Origin of the sequence: Lacinutrix sp. Bg11-31, assembly GCF_002831665.1 — a bacterium.
Taxonomy (GTDB): Bacteria; Bacteroidota; Bacteroidia; order Flavobacteriales; family Flavobacteriaceae; genus Lacinutrix.
Map to the genome: position 1 here is coordinate 680,884 of NZ_CP025118.1, position 20,203 is coordinate 701,086.

A 20,203-nucleotide genomic window follows, 5' to 3' on the forward strand; every position below is an offset into this window, starting at 1 on the left:
TTACATGAAACTAACCGTTGGAATTTTAGGAGGTGGATCTTGGGGAACTACAGTAGCATCATTAACTGCAAAAAATAATGAGACTATTTTATGGGCTAGAAATGAAAAATCTGTTCAAGAAATAAATGAAGAGCATACAAACTCTAAATATTTACCAGGAGCCAAATTACATAAAAATCTAAAAGCATCAAGTTCTATTGAGGATACAGTTAAGAACGCAGATGTGATTGTTATGGGAATTCCATCCCAACATTTTAGAGAAGTATTACGAGCTGCAAAACCGTTTATTAGACCTTGGGTTCCAATAGTAAGTTTGTCTAAAGGCTTAGAGTTAACAACCAAAATGCGCATGACGCAGATTATTGAAGAAGAACTTCCTGGTCATCCAGCAGGCGTTTTAACAGGTCCTAATTTAGCGAAGGAAATACATTCTGGTCAAGCTGCAGCAGCAGTAATAGCTATGGTAGATAAAACCATTGCTAAACAATTACAACAAGTATTTAGCACTGGATTATTTAGAGTGTATACCAATAACGATGTTATAGGTTGTGAACTTGGAGGTGCATTAAAAAATATTATGGCAATTGCGACAGGAATGGGAGATGGTGCAAACGCAGGAGATAACACAAGAGCAGCTTTAATTACAAGAGGCCTATCTGAATTAACAAGATTAGGTACTGCAATGGGAGGAAAACGTAGAACGTTTTCTGGACTTGCAGGAATGGGAGATTTAGTAGCCACTTGCTCAAGTTCTAAAAGTAGAAATCACCATGTAGGTTTTCAAATAGGACGTGGAAAAAGTTTAGAGCAGATTATTGAAGAAATGAATGAAGTGGCCGAAGGTGTAAAAACGGCTAAAGTAGTAATGGAATTAGCCAAAGATTATAAGGTAGATATGCCAATTTCTAGAGAAGTATATAAAGTGCTTTACGAAGGTAATACTGTTCATGATGCTTTTAGAGGCTTAATTAAATTGGAGAGTGGATCTGAGAAAGAGCCAGGATAAATTTATAATCATTGGTTTTTACACAACTTAATTTAGATAGTTTTTTTATGTTTTTTTTTCTTCAGCTTTCAGCTCAAAAAAAATAGAAATTGTTTTCCTAAAAAAGAAGATTGAATTGGTTTAAAGAATATTATTTCTTTAAAATACAACTAAGTCATCCAGGAATTGCTAATTTTTTTAACGAAATAGGCTATATGCTGAAACTAAGATTATTCTCAAACTTATGTAATTATGACAGAAAATAAACCAACTTTAGTGATTTTAGCAGCAGGAATGGGAAGCAGATATGGTGGCTTAAAACAAATGGATACATTTACTCCTGAAGGCGATACTATTATAGATTTTTCTTTATTTGATGCAATACAAGCTGGCTTTGGTAAAATAGTTTTTGTTATTAGAAAAACTCTAGAGAAAGAGTTTAAAACCATTTTTAATAAGAAACTATCAGGGAAATTAGAAGTAGAGTATGTGTTTCAAGAGTTAGAAAATGTTCCAGAAAAATATATAAACTTAGAGAGAGTAAAACCTTGGGGAACAGGACACGCTTTGTTAATGCTTAAAGGTGTTATTAAAGAGAATTTTGCTGTAATTAATGCAGACGATTTTTATGGTAGACAAGCTTTTAATGCTATAGCAGAAAAATTAAAACATACAAAAAAAGATAGCTACGATTTTTGTATGGTAGCATACGCTTTAAAAAATACGGTTTCAAATAATGGCTATGTTTCGCGAGGAGAATGTACAGTTAATACTAAAGACTTTCTTATAGATGTAACCGAACGTGTTAGAATAGAACGAATTGATGGAGCATTAAAAAGAGAAGACGGAAAAGGAGGAATGATTTCTATTGATGAAAACACTACTGTTTCTATGAATATTTGGGGATTTACACCTAAGTGTTTTGAGTTTATCGATAAATTATTTTTAGAATTCTTGGAAGAGAATAAAAATAGTAACAAGGCAGAGTTCTATTTACCAGCTATTGTTAATAATATGATAACAACAGAAGTGGCTTCGGTTAAAGTATTAGAATCAGACTCAAAATGGTTTGGAGTTACCTATATTGATGATAAATATAAGGTTGAAAAAGAGATTAATAAATTAAAAGAAAATGGAGTGTATCCTTCAAAAATGTGGAACTAATTATGGAAGCGAATCTTTTAAAAACCATTTTTAATGCTTTTGATCATAAATCTAATTTTGTTAGTCATTCCGAATTAAATTCAGGTCATATTAACGATACTTTTTTAATAAACACAGATTTTGGTAACAGGTACGTTTTACAAAGAATAAATCATCATGTTTTTATAGACGTTGAAGGTTTAATAAATAATAAAGTCCTAATAAGTAACCATATAAAAAGTAAGTTTCCAAATTTTTCAGAACAAGAACTAAGTAGCAAAATTTTGCTCTTTGTTAAAGCACAAAATACAAAATTCTACTATCATAAGGAAAATGAGAATTATTGGAATTTAATGGTTTTTATTGATGATAGTATTACATATGAAGTTGTTGAAGATGAAGAAATAGCTTATGAAGGAGGTAAGCTTTTAGGAACATTTTTAAACCTAACTTCAGATTTTGATAGTAGTCAATTAATAGACGTTATTCCTGATTTTCATGATATGTCTTTCCGCTACAAGCAATACGTTTCTTCATTAACAAATGCCTCAAAAGAGCGATTAAAAAAGACGACAAAATATATAAGTGTTGTAGATGAATTAAAAGTAGAGATGCATATTCTTCAGGAGCTAAAAGAAGCTGGTAAAATTCCTATAAGAGTAACTCATAACGATACAAAAATATCTAACGCTCTTTTTGATCAATATAAAAAAGGTATTTGCATGATTGATACAGATACTGTAATGCCTGGAATTATACATTACGACTTTGGTGACGCTATTAGAACTATTTGTAATACTACAGCAGAGGACGAGAAAGACTTATCTAAAGTTGAATTTAATTTAAACTATTATAAAGCGTTTAAAAAAGGCTTTATAGAAAAAATGAAATATTCTTTATCTCCAATTGAACTAGAGTATTTGCCTTTAGCTGCAAAAACAATGATTTTTATTATGGCACTTCGCTTTTTAACAGATTATCTAAATAATGATGTTTATTATAAAACGAGGTATCCTGATCATAATTTAGATAGAGCAAAAAACCAGTTTAAACTAATAGAAAGTCTTTCTGAAAAGTTAGTATTTTAAAAAAGATTAACAAGATTTTTTTATTTTGAAGAATCTCTTAATACAATATCTGTATCTACAGTTTTAGAGGTTGTATCATTAATTTTATTTTCTAATTTATTTATTAATAATGTAGCTGCTTTTTCGCCTATAAGCTCTCCATGTTTACTAATTGTGCTTAGTGTTGGATTAGAATGTCTAGCCAAAATGCCATTAGAAAAAGCTAAAACAGATAAATCTTCAGGTATTTTTATGCCTTTATCTTGCGCGATTTTCATTGCAGCAATAGCAACAGATTCGTTTGAGGTAATTAAGGCATCAAACGAATTATCAAACAATGGTTTTACAACCGACTCATGATTTTTATAATACATCTCATGCGTAGTAATAATTATAGATTCATCTTTCTTAAAATTATTATTATTTAAACCCGATAAATAGCCTTCGTATATGGACTTTCCAATACTTAAATCCATATCAGTTCCAACAAAAGCTATCTTTTTACAGCCTTTCTTTTTTAGGTAGTTAACAGCGTTTGAAGAAGCCATAAAATCGTTAGTGATAACTTTATCACAATCTATTTCGTCTATAACACGGTCAAACATTACTAAAGGAATTTCGTTTTCTATACAAGAATATAAATGCTTATAATTTTGTTTTAGCTGTGTCTCTTCAGAAACAGATAAAATAAATCCATCAACAACACCTGTCGATAACATTTCTATTGTTTCTATTTCCTTTTGTAGAGATTCATTAGATATACAGGTAATTACTTTGTACTTATTTTGAGTTGCAGTTTTTTCAATTCCTTTTAATATTTGAGCAAAATAATAGTTAAGCATGTTTGGAATAATTACTCCAATAGTCTTAGTTCTTTGATTTTTTAAGCTTAAAGCATTAAAGTTTGGTGCGTAGTTTTTCTCTTTAGCATATGCTTTTATTGCATCAGCGGTAGGCTTACTAATCTCGTCACTATCGTTTAGTGCTTTAGATACAGTAGATATAGAAACATTTAAATGATTAGCAATATTTTTTAAAGTAATTTTTTTCATGTTTCCAAAATAAGTAAATCTTGATTAATTGGTAAGGTACTTAAGATAGAAAAAAATGCATTAGACTCAAATAGTAACGTGCTTAATTTTATCTATAGTTAATTTCGATGAAGAGTTAAATGCTTTCTTTGTAAAGAAAAGGCGTTTTATATATCGCTTTTTAATCAGTTAATTACAGTTATACTAATATCTTATTATCGGCATTAAAAAATAAACCCTATAAACATTATGTTTATAGGGTTTTGCGGAGAGTAAGGGATTCGAACCCCTGGAGGTATGACCCTCAACAGTTTTCAAGACTGCCGCATTCGACCACTCTGCCAACTCTCCAAAGTGTCTATTCAAGCTATTGCCTGAATGCGGCTGCAAATATAGTGTCCTTTTTAATTCTTTTCAAATAAAAGTGGTACTTTTTTTAAAAAATTATCCTAAAATGGGAATTGGTTTCATTTGTGCGTTGACTGCCACGAACTTAAAGTATCCAGTTACTGTTAATTCTCGATTGTAACTTTGCATGTGTTCCATGAAAATATCAACTTTTACCGTACAACTTGTGTTTCCTACTTTGTAAATTCTAGCAACAAGTTCAATAATTGTGCCTTCTGGGATTGGTTTTTCGAAATCTATTTTATCTGTAGATATTGTAACCACCTTTTTTCTACTAAATCTAGTAGCACAAATAAAAGATGCTTCATCCATCATGTGTAAAGCAGTTCCGCCAAATAATGTGTTGTAGTGATTTGTTGTGTTTGGAAAAATGGCTTTAAAAATTTTAGTTTCTGATGCGTTAATTAATTCTTCGGTAGATTTCATATCTATACTAATATCATTTTAATTTATTGGACATTGTAGTTTTAATTGCGAATGTAATTCTATTTTTGCATAAAATTATTATACAATTCTATGAACGTAATTGAAGCACTAAAATGGCGTTATGCGACAAAATCTTTTGATAAGGACAAAATGGTTTCTAAAGAGAAATTAGATATTATTTTGAAGGCTTTTAATTTAACAGCAACTTCATATGGTTTGCAACCTTTAAAATTGTTAGTAATTGAAAATAAGAAGTTGCAAAAAGATTTGGTTTCTTGTTCAATGAACCAAGAGCAAGTTGCACAAGCTTCTCAGGTTTTAGTAATCTGTATTGAAACTCTAATTGATAAAGCATTTATTGAAAACTATTTTAGTTTAGTTAAGTCTATTAGAAACACACCTGATGCCATTTTAAATCCTTTTAAAGATTTTTTAATTGATGATTTTGAAAGTAAATCAGAAAGCGAAATTATAGAATGGTCTATAAAACAGGCATATATTGCATTAGGAAATTTGCTGACTGTTTGTGCTTTAGAGGGAATTGATGCTTGCCCAATGGAAGGCTTTGATCCAACAGAATATGATAAAATTTTAAATTTGAAATTTAAAGGATTACAATCTGTTTTAGTATTGCCTATTGGTTATAGAGCAGCAGATGATTTTATGGCTGAACTTAAAAAAGTTCGTAAAGATTTTAATGATAGTGTGATTGTAATGTAGTACAATATTTTGGCAAGATTATTGTTATATTATATATTTTGTATACTATTGTAATGTATTAAGTCTAGATTTATTATGAAAAAAGTGTTTTTTTTATTTTTCCTATGTGTTTCTTTAATTGGCTTCTCTCAAGATGATGAGGAGTATTCAAATCTTAATTGGTTAACAGATTTTGATTCAGCTAAAAAAGAATCTTCTTCATCTAAAAAGCCAATACTTATATATTTTACAGGAAGTGATTGGTGTGGACCTTGTAAAATGCTGAAAAAGGATTTTTTTAACACTGAAGCTTTTGAAGCAAAAGCAGAAAATTTCGTTTTATTAATGATTGATATGCCTAGAAGACTAGATATTATAACACCTGAACAAAAAAAGAAAAATAAAGTATTAGTAAAAAAATACAATCAAAAAGGAGGCTACCCAAATCTAGTAGCATTAAATAATAATTTAAGTGTTATTGGTGAATTATCTGGTTATACCTTTTTAAGAGAAACAGATAGACATTTTGCTTTTATTGATATGCTTATAAAAAAATAATAGAGTTTTAAATTCTATAAAAAGCCTTTTAAACTTTGTTTTAAGAGGCTTTTTTTATTTTAGAAATTGAACTATTTTTGAACAACTAAAAAAAGATATAGATATGCCAGGATTTGAACGCTTTGGAGATTTAGAAAGAGAAGAACTACAAGATGTATTAGATAATGGTGTTTTAATGCGTTATGGTTTTGATGGTATGCGTAATGGACATTGGAAAGCAAAAGCATTAGAGGCAGAACTAAAAAATACATTAGAAAGCGATTACGTTCAATTAGTTTCTAATGGAACATCTGCAGTTTCTGTAGCATTAGCAAGTGCTGGTGTTGGAGCAGGAGATGAAGTGATTATGCCTACATTTACCTTTGTTGCTAGTTTTGAGGCTATTCTATTATTAGGAGCAATTCCTGTTTTAGTTGATATTGATGATACTTTAGGCTTAGATGCTAAAGCAGTAGAAGCAGCAATTACATCTAAAACAAAAGCTGTAATGGTTGTGCAAATGTGCGGAAGTATGGCGAATATGAATGCTTTATCTCAAGTTTGTACTAAACACAATTTACTTTTAGTTGAAGATGCTTGTCAAGCAATTGGTGGACGTTATAATAATAAACCATTAGGAAGCATAGGTGATTTAGGTTGTTTTTCTTTCGATTTTGTAAAGACAGTTACTTGTGGAGAAGGTGGAGCAGTGATAACGAACAATAAAGAGTATTATATAAATGCTGATGGTTTTAGCGATCATGGTCATGACCATATTGGAAGTGATAGAGGAGCAGAAACTCATCCGTTTTTGGGCTATAATTTTAGAATTTCAGAATTACATGCAGCTGTTGGTTTAGCACAAATTAAACGCTTGCCTGAGTTTTTAGCTGTTCAGAAAAAAAACTATACAATACTAAAAGAGGCTTTATCTGAAATTCCAGAAGTTACTTTTAGAACAGTACCTGAAGGAGGAGAAGAAAGTTACGCCTTTTTTAATTTCTTTTTACCAGATTTAGAAACAGCAAGAAAAACAATTGATGCTTTTAAAGAAAATGGAGTAGATGTATGTTGGAATTACTTTGACAATAATTGGCATTACGTGAGAAAATGGAACCATTTAAAAGATGCTAAATCTTTATTTCCTTTATCTAAAGATATTAAAGATGCTTTAAGCTTGTTAAGTGAAAAGACGTTTACTCAAAGTGACCATTATATTGGACGAAACATATCGTGCCTTATTAAATTGTCTTGGACTGAAGAAGAGGTTAAATTGCGTGCAGAAAAAATGAAAGATGCGATATTAAAATCGCTCTAATACAAATAAGAGATTATTAAATCCCTTTTAGGCTTCGGCTTAAAAGGGATTTTTTTTGTTTAAAAAAATATTATAGAAAATGTTAACCTATTGATTTTTGTATCCATAAATAAGAAATAAACCGCTATTAACTATTTATTTTAAAAATCAAAAAAAATGAATTTTCCTAAGAAAAACCACGAATTCAAAAAAGGTATTGGAACTGCCTTGAGTAAAAACACACTTGCTCTATTAATTACATTGCTGCTTACATTAAGTAGTATGGCTCAAAATGGCATTAACTACAAAGCTGTTATAAAAGATGGAGTAGGTAACATTATGGAATCTATACCTATAAGTGTTCAGTTTATTGTGTATGAAGGTTCGGCGCTAACTAATAATGTGTACCAAGAAAGTCATACTCTTAACACAGATGCTAACGGAATTATAATAGTTAATATTGGAGAAGGTATAACGGGAGATAATTTTTCTACAATTTCTTGGGAAACCGATAACCACTTTTTAAATGTACAGGTGAATATTGGTGCAGGATTAGTAGATTTAGGTACAACTGAGTTTAAAACTGTTCCCTATGCTTTAGTAGCTAAAGATATAGAAAATGCTATTTGGGAAACCAATGGAATAAATGCTTTTTATAACGCAGGTAATGTTGGTATTGGTACTAATTCACCGCTTACTAAATTAGAAATATTAGGTTCTGGAACCAATAGTACTTCTGCACGTATAACATCTCCAATTGGAACTTCATCTCTTGAATTTCTTCATCCTGACGCAGCAAAAACAGATTGGTCTATTGCTAGTGGAGTTACTACTAACGAACTTCAGATAGGAAGTTCAAACGATGATTTGATTTCAGGTAGTGTAAGATTAAGATTAAAACAAAATGGAGATATTACTATGGCACAAAATGAAGGTCGTATTGGTATTGGAACCAATACACCAGTAAATCCTTTATCTGTGCTTCAATCAGCAGGTACAGCAAATACGGTTCGAGTAGAAAGTTTAGATCATCCTACAGGAAAAGATCTTTTAGAACTTATTGTTCCTTCGGGTTCCACATCTGGTTCGCAATTTATAGAAATGCAAAATGGAACTAATATTGTAGCTGCTGTAAATAGTGATGGGTCAGCTAAATTTAAATCTGTGCAATTTGAAGATAATTCTGTGCAAACCAAAGCAGCATTAGGACCAATTGCTTATGGTTTTGTGCAAAATACTGGTAATACATCTTCTGGTTCAGGGAACTATAGCTCCGCTTGGGTTGCAGCAAATAATAGATATGAAATTGCAATTACTGGAGAAAATTATTTCTGGACACTCTATACTACTAATGTTACGACTACTTCTTCTTCTGTTAATAGATTACGCGTAAATAGTGCAGGAGGAAAATTACTAGTTTATCTCTACAACTCAGCAGGAACATTAATTCAAGGTGATTTTCAGTTTATCACCTATAAATAATAATCAACTAAACATTAAAATTATGAAAACAATATTTGTCATATTACTCGTTTGGAGTTACAGCTTTAGTAGTGTTGCTCAAAGTATCGAAAAATTTAGTATTGATAGTGGAGGAGCTTCAACTATTACGCCAACTATTCAAATGGTTTATACCATTGGAGAAGTAAATGCAGCAGAACGTGCTACTGCAACAGTTAAAATTTCAGAAGGTTTTCTATCTCGTTTTATTAAAATTAAAATCAATCCTAAAGTATTTCTTCAAGGTGCATCACTAAACCCGGAAACAGTAGGATTAATGAATGATGATTTAAGAGATTTAGGATTACTTCCTACAACATCACCTTTTGGAGATGGTAAAACGGTAGATGTTAGTGTCTTTAACCTTGGAGGAACTACTAGTCTTGGAGAATTTGAGGATGACATTGTAGATTGGATTTGGTTAGAATTTAGAAATGAAACAGATGTGTCTCAAATTATTAAAGGAACATCAGTTTTATTACAACGCGACGGAGACATTGTTGCTTTGGATGGCGTTTCAGATATTTCTTTAGGTATGGTTCCTAAAAACTATTATGTGGTATTACAACACAGAAACCATTTGGGTGTTATGAGCGCTAATCCTATTGCTGTAACCGAAATAGGTACTGCCATTAATTTTACAGAGAACACAACTCCTACTTTTGGTAGTAATGCTCAAGTTGCGTTAGCGAATGGTGATTTAGCTTTGTGGACAGGAGACACCAATTATAATGGTGAAATACGTTTTTCAGGATCTGATAATGATAGTAATATTATTAAAGATGCTGTTTTAAATGATCCATCAAACGGCTTTAATTCTGCCACTTACACATCTACTGGTTATTTGCTTATTGATTTAGATTTATCTGGAGGAGGTCGTTTTTCAGGATCTAATAATGATAGCAATATTATTAAAGATAACGTTTTGCAGCATCCTAATAACGGATTCAATTCACCAACATTTACTATAAATACAACTGTTCCTGTAGGGAACTAAAAATAAATACAGCTATTAATAAATTAAAAAAAACAAAAACCATGAAAACTTTTTACTCAATTTTAGTACTTCTTTTTATAACTGCAAACAGTTATGCTCAAACTTATTCTTACGGAATAGTTAATACCGATAATTACAATTTTAAAGTAGTAGCCATTCCGGATTTCGATGCTAGTACAGATGCATCAGATATGGGATTTACATTAACATTACCAGCAGGTATTGCAGATATTACCAATACAAGTAGTTTATTACCTTCACGTATATGGACTATGCAACAATTTGATGCTGCTTTTTTAACAAGTCAAGGGTTAGGAGATGGAAGCAGAGATGTGTTTCAATTTAATAATCCACCAGGACAATCACTTATTGCACATACTTCAGGTGAACAAATAGATTTAGTTTCTTTTTCGGTTAGTACTATGCCAACTACTGGAGAAATGACTTTTTTAGATAATACAGATCCTGTTGCTACAGGAGCAGCAGGCGTTTTAGATAGTTTTTACAACTCTAATATTGACAATACAACCACACAAGATTATTTTGGAGGTTATGATCCTAGTTTTACTTCTATAATGTTTAATACTCTAGGTATTAACGAAGAAGAAATAACTCAGGTTTTTATTAAAGTATTTCCAAATCCAACTAAGGATTCTATTGCAATTAAATCTACTAAATCTATTGGTTTAGCTAAACTTTTTGATATTACTGGTAAACAAGTTATGATTGTTGAGCAACCTTCAAAAATATCTTTAGGAAAATTGCCTTCTGGTGTATATATATTAAAGTTAGAAACAGAACACACTACAGTTGTAAAACGCATTATAAAGGAATAATTGATTGCGATTTTAGAAAAAATAAATACTATTAATCATGAAAAACATAAATAAAATACTCGTAATAGTTATACTTGGTCTTTCTTCAATATTTTCGACTATAGAGGCACAAAGTATTAATTATAAAGCAGTAATAAAGGATGGAAGTGGTAATTTAATTACTAACGATCTTATACAAGTTCAATTTAATATATTACAAGGTGTGGCGCAAACTAATGTGTATTCAGAATCGCATACACCAACCACAGATACTAACGGAGTTATTATTGTTAATATAGGTGAAGGCATGCTAGTGTCTGGCAGTGCTGCATACAATACCGTAGATTGGGCAAGTAACACCCATTTTTTACAAGTACTAGTTAATACTGGAGGAGGACTTATTGATATGGGAACTAGTGAATTTAAAGCTGTGCCTTATGCTATTACTTCTGGTGATAAATCTTGGGAAACCGAAGTAGATAATGTTCATGTAATATCAAAAAATGTAGGAATAGGTACTGCAACACCAACCGAATTATTAGAAATTAGTGATCCAGATATTGCAGGAATCAAGCTTACTGTTCCATCTATAAGTAATTCCTCAAAAATCGAGTTTAGTAATGGTTTAGAAACAGGGACACACTCTTTTTATAAAATTGAAAATAGAAGTGATCAATTAAGATTTGAATTAGATTCAGATTTAAATGCTACAACAGAATTTGAAAGTAGAATGACACTTTCAAATTCAGGATTAGCCTTACAAACTGGTACTAGAATTAATGAGTTCTCTACAGATGGAACATTAGCTGGTAACAGTAGTAATGCATTGCCTACAGAGCAAGCAGTCAAAACTTATGTAGATAATAGCATAGCTTCAGCTACAAGTAGCCAAAAAACCATAATAGTTCCTGCCACAGCATTTACTAGTAATAATAGTTTGGTAAATTATGGGATTGGAGGAGGATATGCTTATAAACCCAGTAGCAACCAATCTATATTTGCACCTGTAATAATTCCTATTGGTTCTACAGTTTCAACGGTTACATTTTATTTTAGAGATACTACTAACGCTGGTAGTGTAAATTTAATAGGTGATGTAATTGCTTATTATAGAACTAATACCAGCGCAACTATACCAATTACAGTTAGTACATTTGGAAGCTCAGCTACTGGCATAATAGAAACAAGTTCTAATGCTTTTACTATTGGCACAGATAGACAGTATTATATAAGAGTTAGACCATCATCCAATTGGGATAGTAGTAATTTAGGAATACACTCTGTAAAATTTACTTATATAGAATAATTAATATTTAACATATTCTACAATCTCTAATCCGTAACCAATCATCCCAACACGTTTGGTTTGTTGCGTGTTAGAGATTAATTTTAGTTTATGTATGTTTAAATCGTGTAAAATTTGAGCACCAATACCAAAGTCTTTATTATCCATAGCAATTGCAGGAGCTTTTGCTATTGTACCTTCGGTTTGGTTTTCTTTTAAAAGACTCAAACGTTTCAATAAGTTTAAAGACTGAGATTGTTGGTTTATAAATAATATAGCTCCTTTTCCTTCTTTGCTTATTACACGAAACATATCGTCTAATTTTTTATCTGCATTATTGGTAAGTGTTCCTAAAATATCATTGTTTATTAAAGTAGAATTAACTCTAGTTAATACAGGTTCATTAGTTGCCCAATCTCCTTTTGTAAGCGCAATATGTACTTGGTTGTTAGTAGTTTGTTGGTAAGCTCTTAGTCTAAAACTTCCAAAGCGTGTTTCAATATTAAAGTCTTCTTTCTTTTCTATTAAAGAATCATGGTCCATTCTATAAGCCACTAAATCTTCGATAGAAACTAATTTTAAATCGAACTTTTTGGCCACTTCAACAAGTTGTGGTAATCTAGCCATTGTACCATCTTCGTTCATAATTTCTACAATCACACCAGCTGGTTGTAAACCTGCTAAACGTGCGAAATCTATTGCAGCTTCTGTATGTCCTGTTCTGCGTAAAACACCACCTTCTTTTGCAACTAAAGGAAAAATATGACCTGGTCTTGCTAAGTCGAAAGGTTTTGTGTCTTTTTTTACTAAAGCTTTTACTGTTAAAGCACGATCTCCAGCCGAAATCCCTGTAGTTACACCTTGACCTTTTAAATCTACCGAAACCGTAAATGCAGTTTCCATAGGATCTGTGTTATTAGTCACCATCATGTGTAAGCCTAAGTCTTTACAACGGTCTTCGGTTAAAGGTGCACAAATTAAACCACGTCCATGAGTAGCCATGAAATTAATCATTTCAGGAGTTACTAATTCAGCAGCAGCTAAAAAATCGCCTTCGTTTTCTCTGTCTTCATCATCGACAACGATAATAATTTTTCCAGCTTTAATATCGCTAATCGCTTCTTGAATTGTATTTAATTTAAACGCCACTTTTGGTTCGGTTTTAGTAATCATTGCTAGACTTTTAAGTTGCAAATATATTGCTTAATTACGGTTTTTTATTTGAAAAGAGATTTGATTTTTCTATTTACAAATAGAGCATTTGAAAAAAGGAAAAATTTCACTATTTTAATTTACTTTTAATAAAGTAGAAAATGCTTATTATAAATGAAATAATACTTAATTGCATTGCTGCCGAAGCATAATGTGGTAACATATTATTAGTAAATACAAAATGAAGAACAACTAATAATATTGCCAAAATAAAGATTCCAATTGAAGATTTAATCAAATATTTGTTTTCTTTTTTTACAAATGTTATAGTGGAATTAACGTTAGATTTAGATTCGTTAATCGTTTCTTGGTCACTGTTATTATTATATTCAATAGTGCTTACGTTTTTTTTAATTTGCATATTCTTGATAAGATAGAAAATGCTTATTATAAAAGAAATAATACTTAATTGTACTGAAGCTGAAGCATAATGAGCAAGCTTATTATTAGCAAAAACAAAATGAAGAACTACAAATAGTATTGCTAAAATTAAAGTTCCAATTGCAGCTTTAATTAGTGATTTCTGTTCTTGATTTATTGGTGTTTTAATTATTGACTTAACCGTTTCCGATTTATTAATTTTTTCAGAATTGCTAGTGTTGCCAAATTCAATAGCATTCAAATCTTTTTTAATTTGTTTTTTCTGAATAAAATAGAAAATAAAATATAAAGGCAAACCTACTATGGCAAATAGAACACCATTAATACTATTGTTTTTACCTAAATGCTTATAGAGATTTGTATGCTTAGAGAAAGATTTTGTAAGTGCAAATATAAAAATTAAAAATGCAATAATTCCTATAACAAATAAGGTGTTTCCTGCTGCTGAGAGCTTATTGTTGATTAAAATTCGACCTCCAAGAATTAGAACGAGCCCTATGCTATAAAGAATTAATGCTAGTTTAGAATCTTCAGCATAATCGTTTCTTAAAGTTTTAGCTTCTTCAAAGAAATCATTATTTAAATGCCCAGCCATTTTAAGTTCTTGTCTGGTAATACCTCTAGATGTTAAAATAGAAATTGCAGTATTTTTATGCTCTACTGTATAACCGAAGTCTCTATAATTTTTAACAATTGCAATAAGCTTATTATCGTCTAGCTTTTTAATAATATCATAATCGTTAGAATTTACATTGAAAACTCTAGTACTAAATTCAGTTTTCTTTGTTTTAATTTTGAAGAACTTTTTAAGTGGTTCTAGCAACCCATCTGTTTCTAGTAAGCCTCTGTCTTTAGTTGCTCTACTAGTTAAATAGATACTCAATGGTAGCATAATAAGAGTAGAAAACCAAGAAGCTAAAGCAGGATTAAACGAGCCGTCTCTTGCGCTGTTTTTTGCAAAGATACCAATAAAATGGTAGCTTAAAAAGATAACAATTGCTATCACCATTGGTAATCCCAAACCACCTTTTCTAATTAATGCACCTAAAGGAGCACCAACAAAAAATAAAATAATACATGCAATTGCTAAAGCAAATTTTTCATGTAAAGCTATTATATGTCTGTTTAACCAAATAGTTTTTCCTTTTATGTTGGATTCTTTAGCAGTAACTATTTGTTTTGTACTAGTAGCAGCATTTATTGCATAATCTAGTAATTGTACTTTTTGTTTGGTATTAAAGAGATCTATAATATTTTTAGTATAAATAGTGTCTTTTTTTGTTTCAACAGATAGATTTAGAGTTGCTATATTGGTTCTGTTATATAAGGTAGTTCCAAATTTATCGAACTCTTTTTTTCGTTCTAAAATAAGAGAATCTGTTGTGTATTTTAAATCACCAATAGCAAGCATGGTGTATTTGTTATCAGTGTTTTTTTCGTCTAAATCTACACCACCAAGTTGCGATAAATCTATATTCATCGTATACTTCTTAAACTTACTTCTTACAAAGGGTTTTTTTACTTTTTCTTTATGTTTGTTTGGAGGTGTATCATTATAATAATAACCATCAAAAAGAATAAGCTTTAAAACATCTGAATCTTCAGCGCTTACTAGTTCTCCAGTTTGTGCAATTATGGTAACATGGTTCCCTGGTTTTTTTGCTTGTCCTTTATGGATAACAACATCTTCTAAAAACTGTCCACGATCACCAGTTTTCTTAGCTACTTTAATATTGAAATTTTCAACAATTTGGTTAAATTGTCCCTCTGCTATTGCCATTGCAGGTTTTACTTTTGCAATGTTCTTCCGTAGATTATAACTTTCGTATTCTGCTCTTGGAATAATGTTATTACTAAAAAAGAAGGTAGTAATACTTAAAAACACAATAAAAACACTCAAACTAGCCATTGCACGTTGTAATGAAATACCTGTAGATTTCATTGCTGCAAACTCATAATTTTCGGCAAAATTACCAAAAACCATGATGGAAGAGAGAAGTATTGTAAGCGGTAAAATTAGTGGAATTAGGGTAGGAGTAATGTAGAACAGAAATTTTAAAACTGTTGCTACATCTAAATCTTTACCTGCCAATTCTTTGATATATAACCAAATAGCCTGTAATACAAAAATCAGCATGAGTATAACAAACACGCTGATAAAAGTTTTTAGATAAGAAGTTAATATGTATCTATCTAGTATTTTCACTAATGGTCCTTAGTCTAGTTTATTTATGAAGTAATCTTTATACTTACTTTCGTCAAAAATAAACAAGGTTTTCGAGATAGGCTCATTTGTTTTAAAAGAATTAACAGTAAGTGTTGTTTTAGTTCCATTTTTCCCAATTTCTATAAGATTATAGATGTGTTTTGTCTCTACATCTATCCCTAAAAGAATATATTTTATACTTGCGTTAGAATCCATAGAATATAATTTTACGTATTGAATTTGCCTTCCTTTTATTTTTTGAACAATATCCATTTTATAAGTAAAGCCATCTTCGTAAAACGATAACATTTTACTTGGAGTAACAGTACCTTCTTCGCTTCCAGTTTCTTTAGAAATAGTAACTTCTTCATCTTCTGGGCTAATAGTATGCAGGTTTTTACCATCGAATACTCTAGTAACACCAAGAATATTTAATTTGTATTTATCACCTTGCATGGTAACGTCTCCACGCGTTTCTTGTTTTATGTTTTCTGAAATATTTTCTAAAACATATTTAAAATCTATAGCAATATTGTTGTAACCTTTTACTTTGGTTGACACTTCATTTAATAATGTTTTTGCTTTAGCATCATTTTGTGCAAATGTTACACCTGAAATAATTAAAGCTAATACTAGTAATACTTTTTTCATCTTAAAAATTTAATTTTTTATTGACCTTCGTTTGCTAATAATTGATCGAGAGCAACTAAATCTACAACTAAAACTTGTCTTGCTTTACTGCCTTCAAAACCACCAACAATGCCAGCAGCTTCTAACTGATCTATAATACGACCTGCACGATTGTAACCTAATTTTAGCTTACGTTGCAATAAAGAGGCAGAACCTTGTTGCGCTATTACAATAATTTCTGCAGCATCTCTAAACAGTTTATCTCTATCATCAATATCTATATCAAGACTCGTGCCACCTTCTTCACCAACATATTCTGGAAGTAAATAAGCATCAGGATATGCTTTTTGAGCACCAATAAAATCAACTATTTTTTCTACTTCAGGTGTATCAACAAAAGCACATTGTACTCTAATCATGTCGTTTCCTTGTGTGTATAACATGTCTCCACGACCAATAAGTTGGTCTGCTCCACCAGCATCTAAAATAGTACGCGAATCTATTTTACTAGAGACTCTAAAAGCTATACGTGCTGGAAAATTGGCTTTAATAATACCTGTAATTACGTTTACAGAAGGACGTTGTGTTGCAATAATTAAATGAATACCAATAGCACGTGCTAATTGCGCTAAACGAGCAACAGGAGTTTCTACCTCCTTACCTGCAGTCATAATTAAATCGGCAAACTCATCGACAACCAAAACAATGTACGGTAAAAAAGCATGTCCATCGTTAGGGTTTAATTTACGTGCTTTAAATTTTGTGTTATACTCTACAATGTTACGACATAATGCGTTTTTAAGCATTTCGTAACGGTTATCCATTTCAATACACAATGAATTAAGCGTATGAATTACTTTAGTATTGTCTGTTATAATAGCTTCAGCTTCATCTGGAAGTTTAGCTAAGTAATGTCTTTCAATTTTATTGAATAAATTTAATTCTACTTTTTTAGGATCTACCAATACAAACTTAACTTCCGCAGGATGCTTTTTGTATAATAATGATGTTAATACAGCATTCAATCCAACCGATTTTCCTTGTCCTGTTGCTCCAGCCATTAAAAGGTGAGGCATTTTTGCTAAATCAATAACTAAAGTTTCATTACTAATTGTTTTTCCAATAGCAATTGGTAAATGCATTTTTGTATTTTGAAACTTTTGAGAAGCAATAACTGAGCGCATAGAAACAATAGTTGCATTCGTGTTTGGTACCTCTATACCAATAGTTCCTTTTCCAGGTATTGGCGCTATAATTCTAATTCCTAAAGCAGCTAAGGATAACGCAATGTCATCTTCTAAATTTTTAATTTTAGAAATACGTACACCAGCTTCTGGAACAATTTCATATAATGTTACTGTTGGTCCAATGGTTGCTTTAATACTTGCAATACCAATTTTATAATTGTTTAACGTTTCAACAATTTTATTTTTGTTAGCTTCTAGTTCTTCTTGATTTATGGTAACACCTTCGTTATCATATTTTTTTAATAAATCTAAAGGCGGAAATTGATAGTTGCCTAACTCTAGAGTAGGATCGTATGGTCCAAAATCTGCTACTAGTTTATCAGAAAGATTATCGGTTTCAGATTTCTCTTCAATTATTTTTTCTACTTCAATTTCTACTTCTGGTTCATCTTCTGGAATTTCAATTTCCATTGTAGAAGTGCTAACGCTAGGTTTTTCAACCTTTGGCGTTTCTACTTTTAATTCTGTAGTTGAAGTGTTTAGTTTCGTTTCAATTTTAGAGTGTTTAGCTATTGTAGGCTCAACAGTCTCTTCTTTAATTTCGAAAGCCGATTTAAAAGCTTCGGCTTCATCAGATAAAGCATTATCTACAGGAACTATAATATCTTTAGAAGCTGCATTAAATTCAGATTTAATATCTTTTTTTGCGCTTCTTAATAACGTACCAATTCGTTCTGGTGTAAAACCAAATCTAATAGCTAAATAAGTAATTAAACCGAAAAGGAGCAGCAACGCAACACCTATTTTACCAATATAGTCTTGTAGGAAGTTGTTTAATTCAAAGCCAATAGTTCCACTTAAAACTCCAATTTTTGGAGCGATAAAGGCTAGAAAAATAGATAGCCATATTGTTATAATAATGCCCCAAAACCAATGCTTAAAAAGTTTCTCTTTTTTAAGATCTAAAAGAATATAAATTCCAGATAAGAAAATAAGTCCAGCAAAAATAAAGGATGCAATACCAAAACCACGTTGTATAAAGAGATCACTAATCCAAGCACCACTTTGGCTTGCCCAGTTTTGTGTTTCTACTACTCTAGATGGAAATTCACTAAGCACGCTTTGGTCTGCTTTTCCAGTAAATAAAAAAGATAAAAAGGCTATAAAAATTAAGACACCTAAAAGCACTAAAAGACTACCAAAAATTAGCTTTTGTTGACTTGTAAGTTTAAAATCAGGTTTTTTAAAGCTTAACTTTTTCTTGGCTGTTTTAGGTTTAGGTTTAGATTTCGATTTTGTTTTCGCCATTTTTGGTTTTTAGATTGCGTAAAAATAAACAAATTCAATCGATTATTTTGATGTTTTCTAGTATTGTTAACGGTATTTACGAAGTCTAATTGTGTTAGAAAATCTTTGGGATATATATTATACAACCAATTACAATTGCAGCAATAGCAACAATAAAAACCGCTCCTGCTGCCAAATCTTTAACTAAACCAATTTTTGGGTGGTGTTCTGGGTGAATAAAATCTGCAATTTCTTCAATAGCAGTATTTACACCTTCAATAGCCATAATAAGAGCAATAATTAAAATTTGAATACACCATTCTGTTGTCGAAAGGCCAACATAAAAGCCTAGAATAGTCATTATTATGCCAATAGTAAACTGTACTTTTAGGCTCGCCTCAGTAGTAATTAAAAGGTAGGCTCCTTTAAATGCAAAGCCTACACTTTTAATTCTATTTACTAAAAAAGAGTCCTTTTTTTTATTCATCTAAAAGAGCATACAAAGACGCTTTATAATTTGGTTCGTCTCCAACTTCTTGTACTTGTTCTGTGTATTTTACAATACCATTTTCGTCTAAAACAATAACACAACGCGAGTGTAAACCTTCAAATGCTCCATTAGCAATTTCTAAACCGTAGTCTTTACCAAATTGTCCTGTTTTAAAGTCTGACAACATCATAACATTATCAATACCTTCTGCACCACAAAAACGTGCTTGAGCAAATGGTAAATCTCTAGAAATACATAATACTCTTGTGTTTTCCATTTCTGCAGCTTCTTTATTAAATGTTCTTACAGAAGTAGCGCAAGTTCCAGTGTCTACACTTGGGAATATATTTAAAACAATTTTTGAGCCTTCGAAGTCTGATAGTTTTTGAGTTGATAAATCGCTTACTGTTAGTAAGAAGTCTGGAGCTTTTTCTCCTATTTTTGGAAGATTTCCAACTGTTTCTGTTGCTGCTCCACCTAATGTTATTTTAGCCATTTTGAGTTGTTTTAATTAATCTATAAAATTAAGAATAATTAGATGTTTAAACTATATGTTTCACGTTTTTTATTCTAAAATCATAAAATTTAATTATTAAATATTTTTTTTTGATAATCAAAAA

The 20,203-nt window shown here is 30.9% G+C and carries 18 protein-coding genes and 1 tRNA gene; 10 read left to right on the forward strand and 9 right to left on the reverse strand.

The genetic code is table 11. The features are described 5' to 3' along the window. Nucleotides 1-4 precede the first annotated feature (4 nt). The 3 genes from CW733_RS03175 to CW733_RS03185 all read left to right on the forward strand — a co-directional run bounded on the left by CW733_RS03175 (nucleotide 5) and on the right by CW733_RS03185 (nucleotide 3,216). The gene (locus CW733_RS03175) at nucleotides 5-1,006 is read left to right on the forward strand and encodes an NAD(P)H-dependent glycerol-3-phosphate dehydrogenase (RefSeq protein WP_100995620.1); all 1,002 of its coding nucleotides are present in this window, start codon (nucleotides 5-7) and stop codon (nucleotides 1,004-1,006) included. A 231-nt stretch (nucleotides 1,007-1,237) separates the two neighbouring features. Continuing rightward, nucleotides 1,238-2,149 (forward strand): sugar phosphate nucleotidyltransferase, encoded by a 912-nt coding sequence (locus tag CW733_RS03180; RefSeq protein WP_100995622.1) that lies wholly within the window; start codon nucleotides 1,238-1,240, stop codon nucleotides 2,147-2,149. 2 nt (nucleotides 2,150-2,151) lie between these two features. Then, nucleotides 2,152-3,216 (forward strand): phosphotransferase enzyme family protein, encoded by a 1,065-nt coding sequence (locus CW733_RS03185; protein ID WP_100995624.1) that lies wholly within the window; start codon nucleotides 2,152-2,154, stop codon nucleotides 3,214-3,216. 20 nt (nucleotides 3,217-3,236) lie between these two features. Here the strand turns inward: CW733_RS03185 and CW733_RS03190 are convergent, their stop codons facing one another. From CW733_RS03190 to CW733_RS03200, 3 genes are all read right to left on the reverse strand, one after another. Then, on the reverse strand, nucleotides 3,237-4,247 hold the full coding sequence (locus CW733_RS03190; protein WP_100995626.1) for a LacI family DNA-binding transcriptional regulator: 1,011 nt from the start codon (nucleotides 4,245-4,247) through the stop codon (nucleotides 3,237-3,239). Nucleotides 4,248-4,492: 245 nt separating this feature from the next. Further along, a tRNA-Ser gene (locus tag CW733_RS03195) sits at nucleotides 4,493-4,577 on the reverse strand. A gap of 93 nt (nucleotides 4,578-4,670) precedes the next feature. Beyond that, nucleotides 4,671-5,060 carry an acyl-CoA thioesterase gene (locus CW733_RS03200; protein ID WP_100995628.1) on the reverse strand — a complete coding sequence of 130 codons (390 nt, stop codon included), beginning with the start codon at nucleotides 5,058-5,060 and terminating at the stop codon, nucleotides 4,671-4,673. 90 nt (nucleotides 5,061-5,150) lie between these two features. On the opposite strand from CW733_RS03200, the gene CW733_RS03205 reads away from it, so the two are divergent. The 7 genes from CW733_RS03205 (at nucleotide 5,151) to CW733_RS03235 (ending at nucleotide 12,211) form a co-directional block, all read left to right on the forward strand. Further along, the gene (locus tag CW733_RS03205) at nucleotides 5,151-5,780 is read left to right on the forward strand and encodes an NAD(P)H-dependent oxidoreductase (RefSeq protein WP_100995630.1); all 630 of its coding nucleotides are present in this window, start codon (nucleotides 5,151-5,153) and stop codon (nucleotides 5,778-5,780) included. 75 nt (nucleotides 5,781-5,855) lie between these two features. Beyond that, nucleotides 5,856-6,317 (forward strand): thioredoxin family protein, encoded by a 462-nt coding sequence (locus tag CW733_RS03210; RefSeq protein ID WP_100995632.1) that lies wholly within the window; start codon nucleotides 5,856-5,858, stop codon nucleotides 6,315-6,317. 103 nt (nucleotides 6,318-6,420) lie between these two features. Continuing rightward, nucleotides 6,421-7,614 (forward strand): DegT/DnrJ/EryC1/StrS aminotransferase family protein, encoded by a 1,194-nt coding sequence (locus tag CW733_RS03215; RefSeq protein ID WP_100995634.1) that lies wholly within the window; start codon nucleotides 6,421-6,423, stop codon nucleotides 7,612-7,614. A gap of 156 nt (nucleotides 7,615-7,770) precedes the next feature. Next, nucleotides 7,771-9,075, forward strand: a complete 1,305-nt coding sequence (locus CW733_RS03220; RefSeq protein WP_100995636.1) for a hypothetical protein — start codon at nucleotides 7,771-7,773, stop codon at nucleotides 9,073-9,075. Between the two features lie 22 nt (nucleotides 9,076-9,097). Further along, a complete protein-coding gene (locus tag CW733_RS03225; RefSeq protein WP_100998637.1) occupies nucleotides 9,098-10,090 on the forward strand; it encodes a hemagglutinin protein in 993 nt (330 codons plus the stop codon). 41 nt (nucleotides 10,091-10,131) lie between these two features. Continuing rightward, nucleotides 10,132-10,926, forward strand: a complete 795-nt coding sequence (locus CW733_RS03230) for a T9SS type A sorting domain-containing protein (RefSeq protein ID WP_100995638.1) — start codon at nucleotides 10,132-10,134, stop codon at nucleotides 10,924-10,926. 37 nt (nucleotides 10,927-10,963) lie between these two features. Then, on the forward strand, nucleotides 10,964-12,211 hold the full coding sequence (locus CW733_RS03235) for a hypothetical protein (RefSeq protein ID WP_100995640.1): 1,248 nt from the start codon (nucleotides 10,964-10,966) through the stop codon (nucleotides 12,209-12,211). Here CW733_RS03235 and ribB read toward each other — a convergent pair whose 3' ends face one another. From ribB to tpx, 6 genes are all read right to left on the reverse strand, one after another. Next, nucleotides 12,212-13,363 (reverse strand): 3,4-dihydroxy-2-butanone-4-phosphate synthase, encoded by a 1,152-nt coding sequence (gene ribB / locus CW733_RS03240; protein WP_100995642.1) that lies wholly within the window; start codon nucleotides 13,361-13,363, stop codon nucleotides 12,212-12,214. 109 nt (nucleotides 13,364-13,472) lie between these two features. Further along, nucleotides 13,473-15,920 carry an LptF/LptG family permease gene (locus CW733_RS03245; RefSeq protein WP_232730388.1) on the reverse strand — a complete coding sequence of 816 codons (2,448 nt, stop codon included), beginning with the start codon at nucleotides 15,918-15,920 and terminating at the stop codon, nucleotides 13,473-13,475. Between the two features lie 78 nt (nucleotides 15,921-15,998). Next, on the reverse strand, nucleotides 15,999-16,640 hold the full coding sequence (locus CW733_RS03250) for an outer membrane lipoprotein carrier protein LolA (RefSeq protein WP_100995647.1): 642 nt from the start codon (nucleotides 16,638-16,640) through the stop codon (nucleotides 15,999-16,001). 17 nt (nucleotides 16,641-16,657) lie between these two features. Next, entirely contained in the window at nucleotides 16,658-19,114 is a 2,457-nt protein-coding gene (locus CW733_RS03255) for a DNA translocase FtsK (RefSeq protein WP_100995649.1), read from the reverse strand. Nucleotides 19,115-19,208: 94 nt separating this feature from the next. Further along, nucleotides 19,209-19,580: a diacylglycerol kinase gene (locus tag CW733_RS03260; RefSeq protein ID WP_100995651.1), complete on the reverse strand. Its 372-nt coding sequence runs from the start codon at nucleotides 19,578-19,580 to the stop codon at nucleotides 19,209-19,211. Then, nucleotides 19,573-20,079, reverse strand: a complete 507-nt coding sequence (gene tpx / locus CW733_RS03265) for a thiol peroxidase (protein WP_100995653.1) — start codon at nucleotides 20,077-20,079, stop codon at nucleotides 19,573-19,575. Before tpx ends, CW733_RS03260 begins: the two co-directional genes overlap by 8 nt. Between the last annotated feature and the right edge of the window lie 124 nt (nucleotides 20,080-20,203).

What these genes read in the sequence shown, in the direction of transcription:
- CW733_RS03175 (WP_100995620.1), top strand. Translation starts at nt 5, where the DNA reads ATGAAACTAACCGTTGGAATTTTAGGAGGTGGATCTTGGGGAACTACA.
- CW733_RS03180 (WP_100995622.1), top strand. Translation starts at nt 1,238, where the DNA reads ATGACAGAAAATAAACCAACTTTAGTGATTTTAGCAGCAGGAATGGGA.
- CW733_RS03185 (WP_100995624.1), top strand. Translation starts at nt 2,152, where the DNA reads ATGGAAGCGAATCTTTTAAAAACCATTTTTAATGCTTTTGATCATAAA.
- CW733_RS03190 (WP_100995626.1), bottom strand. Translation starts at nt 4,247, where the DNA reads ATGAAAAAAATTACTTTAAAAAATATTGCTAATCATTTAAATGTTTCT.
- CW733_RS03200 (WP_100995628.1), bottom strand. Translation starts at nt 5,060, where the DNA reads ATGAAATCTACCGAAGAATTAATTAACGCATCAGAAACTAAAATTTTT.
- CW733_RS03205 (WP_100995630.1), top strand. Translation starts at nt 5,151, where the DNA reads ATGAACGTAATTGAAGCACTAAAATGGCGTTATGCGACAAAATCTTTT.
- CW733_RS03210 (WP_100995632.1), top strand. Translation starts at nt 5,856, where the DNA reads ATGAAAAAAGTGTTTTTTTTATTTTTCCTATGTGTTTCTTTAATTGGC.
- CW733_RS03215 (WP_100995634.1), top strand. Translation starts at nt 6,421, where the DNA reads ATGCCAGGATTTGAACGCTTTGGAGATTTAGAAAGAGAAGAACTACAA.
- CW733_RS03220 (WP_100995636.1), top strand. Translation starts at nt 7,771, where the DNA reads ATGAATTTTCCTAAGAAAAACCACGAATTCAAAAAAGGTATTGGAACT.
- CW733_RS03225 (WP_100998637.1), top strand. Translation starts at nt 9,098, where the DNA reads ATGAAAACAATATTTGTCATATTACTCGTTTGGAGTTACAGCTTTAGT.
- CW733_RS03230 (WP_100995638.1), top strand. Translation starts at nt 10,132, where the DNA reads ATGAAAACTTTTTACTCAATTTTAGTACTTCTTTTTATAACTGCAAAC.
- CW733_RS03235 (WP_100995640.1), top strand. Translation starts at nt 10,964, where the DNA reads ATGAAAAACATAAATAAAATACTCGTAATAGTTATACTTGGTCTTTCT.
- ribB (WP_100995642.1), bottom strand. Translation starts at nt 13,363, where the DNA reads ATGATTACTAAAACCGAACCAAAAGTGGCGTTTAAATTAAATACAATT.
- CW733_RS03245 (WP_232730388.1), bottom strand. Translation starts at nt 15,920, where the DNA reads ATGCTGATTTTTGTATTACAGGCTATTTGGTTATATATCAAAGAATTG.
- CW733_RS03250 (WP_100995647.1), bottom strand. Translation starts at nt 16,640, where the DNA reads ATGAAAAAAGTATTACTAGTATTAGCTTTAATTATTTCAGGTGTAACA.
- CW733_RS03255 (WP_100995649.1), bottom strand. Translation starts at nt 19,114, where the DNA reads ATGGCGAAAACAAAATCGAAATCTAAACCTAAACCTAAAACAGCCAAG.
- CW733_RS03260 (WP_100995651.1), bottom strand. Translation starts at nt 19,580, where the DNA reads ATGAATAAAAAAAAGGACTCTTTTTTAGTAAATAGAATTAAAAGTGTA.
- tpx (WP_100995653.1), bottom strand. Translation starts at nt 20,079, where the DNA reads ATGGCTAAAATAACATTAGGTGGAGCAGCAACAGAAACAGTTGGAAAT.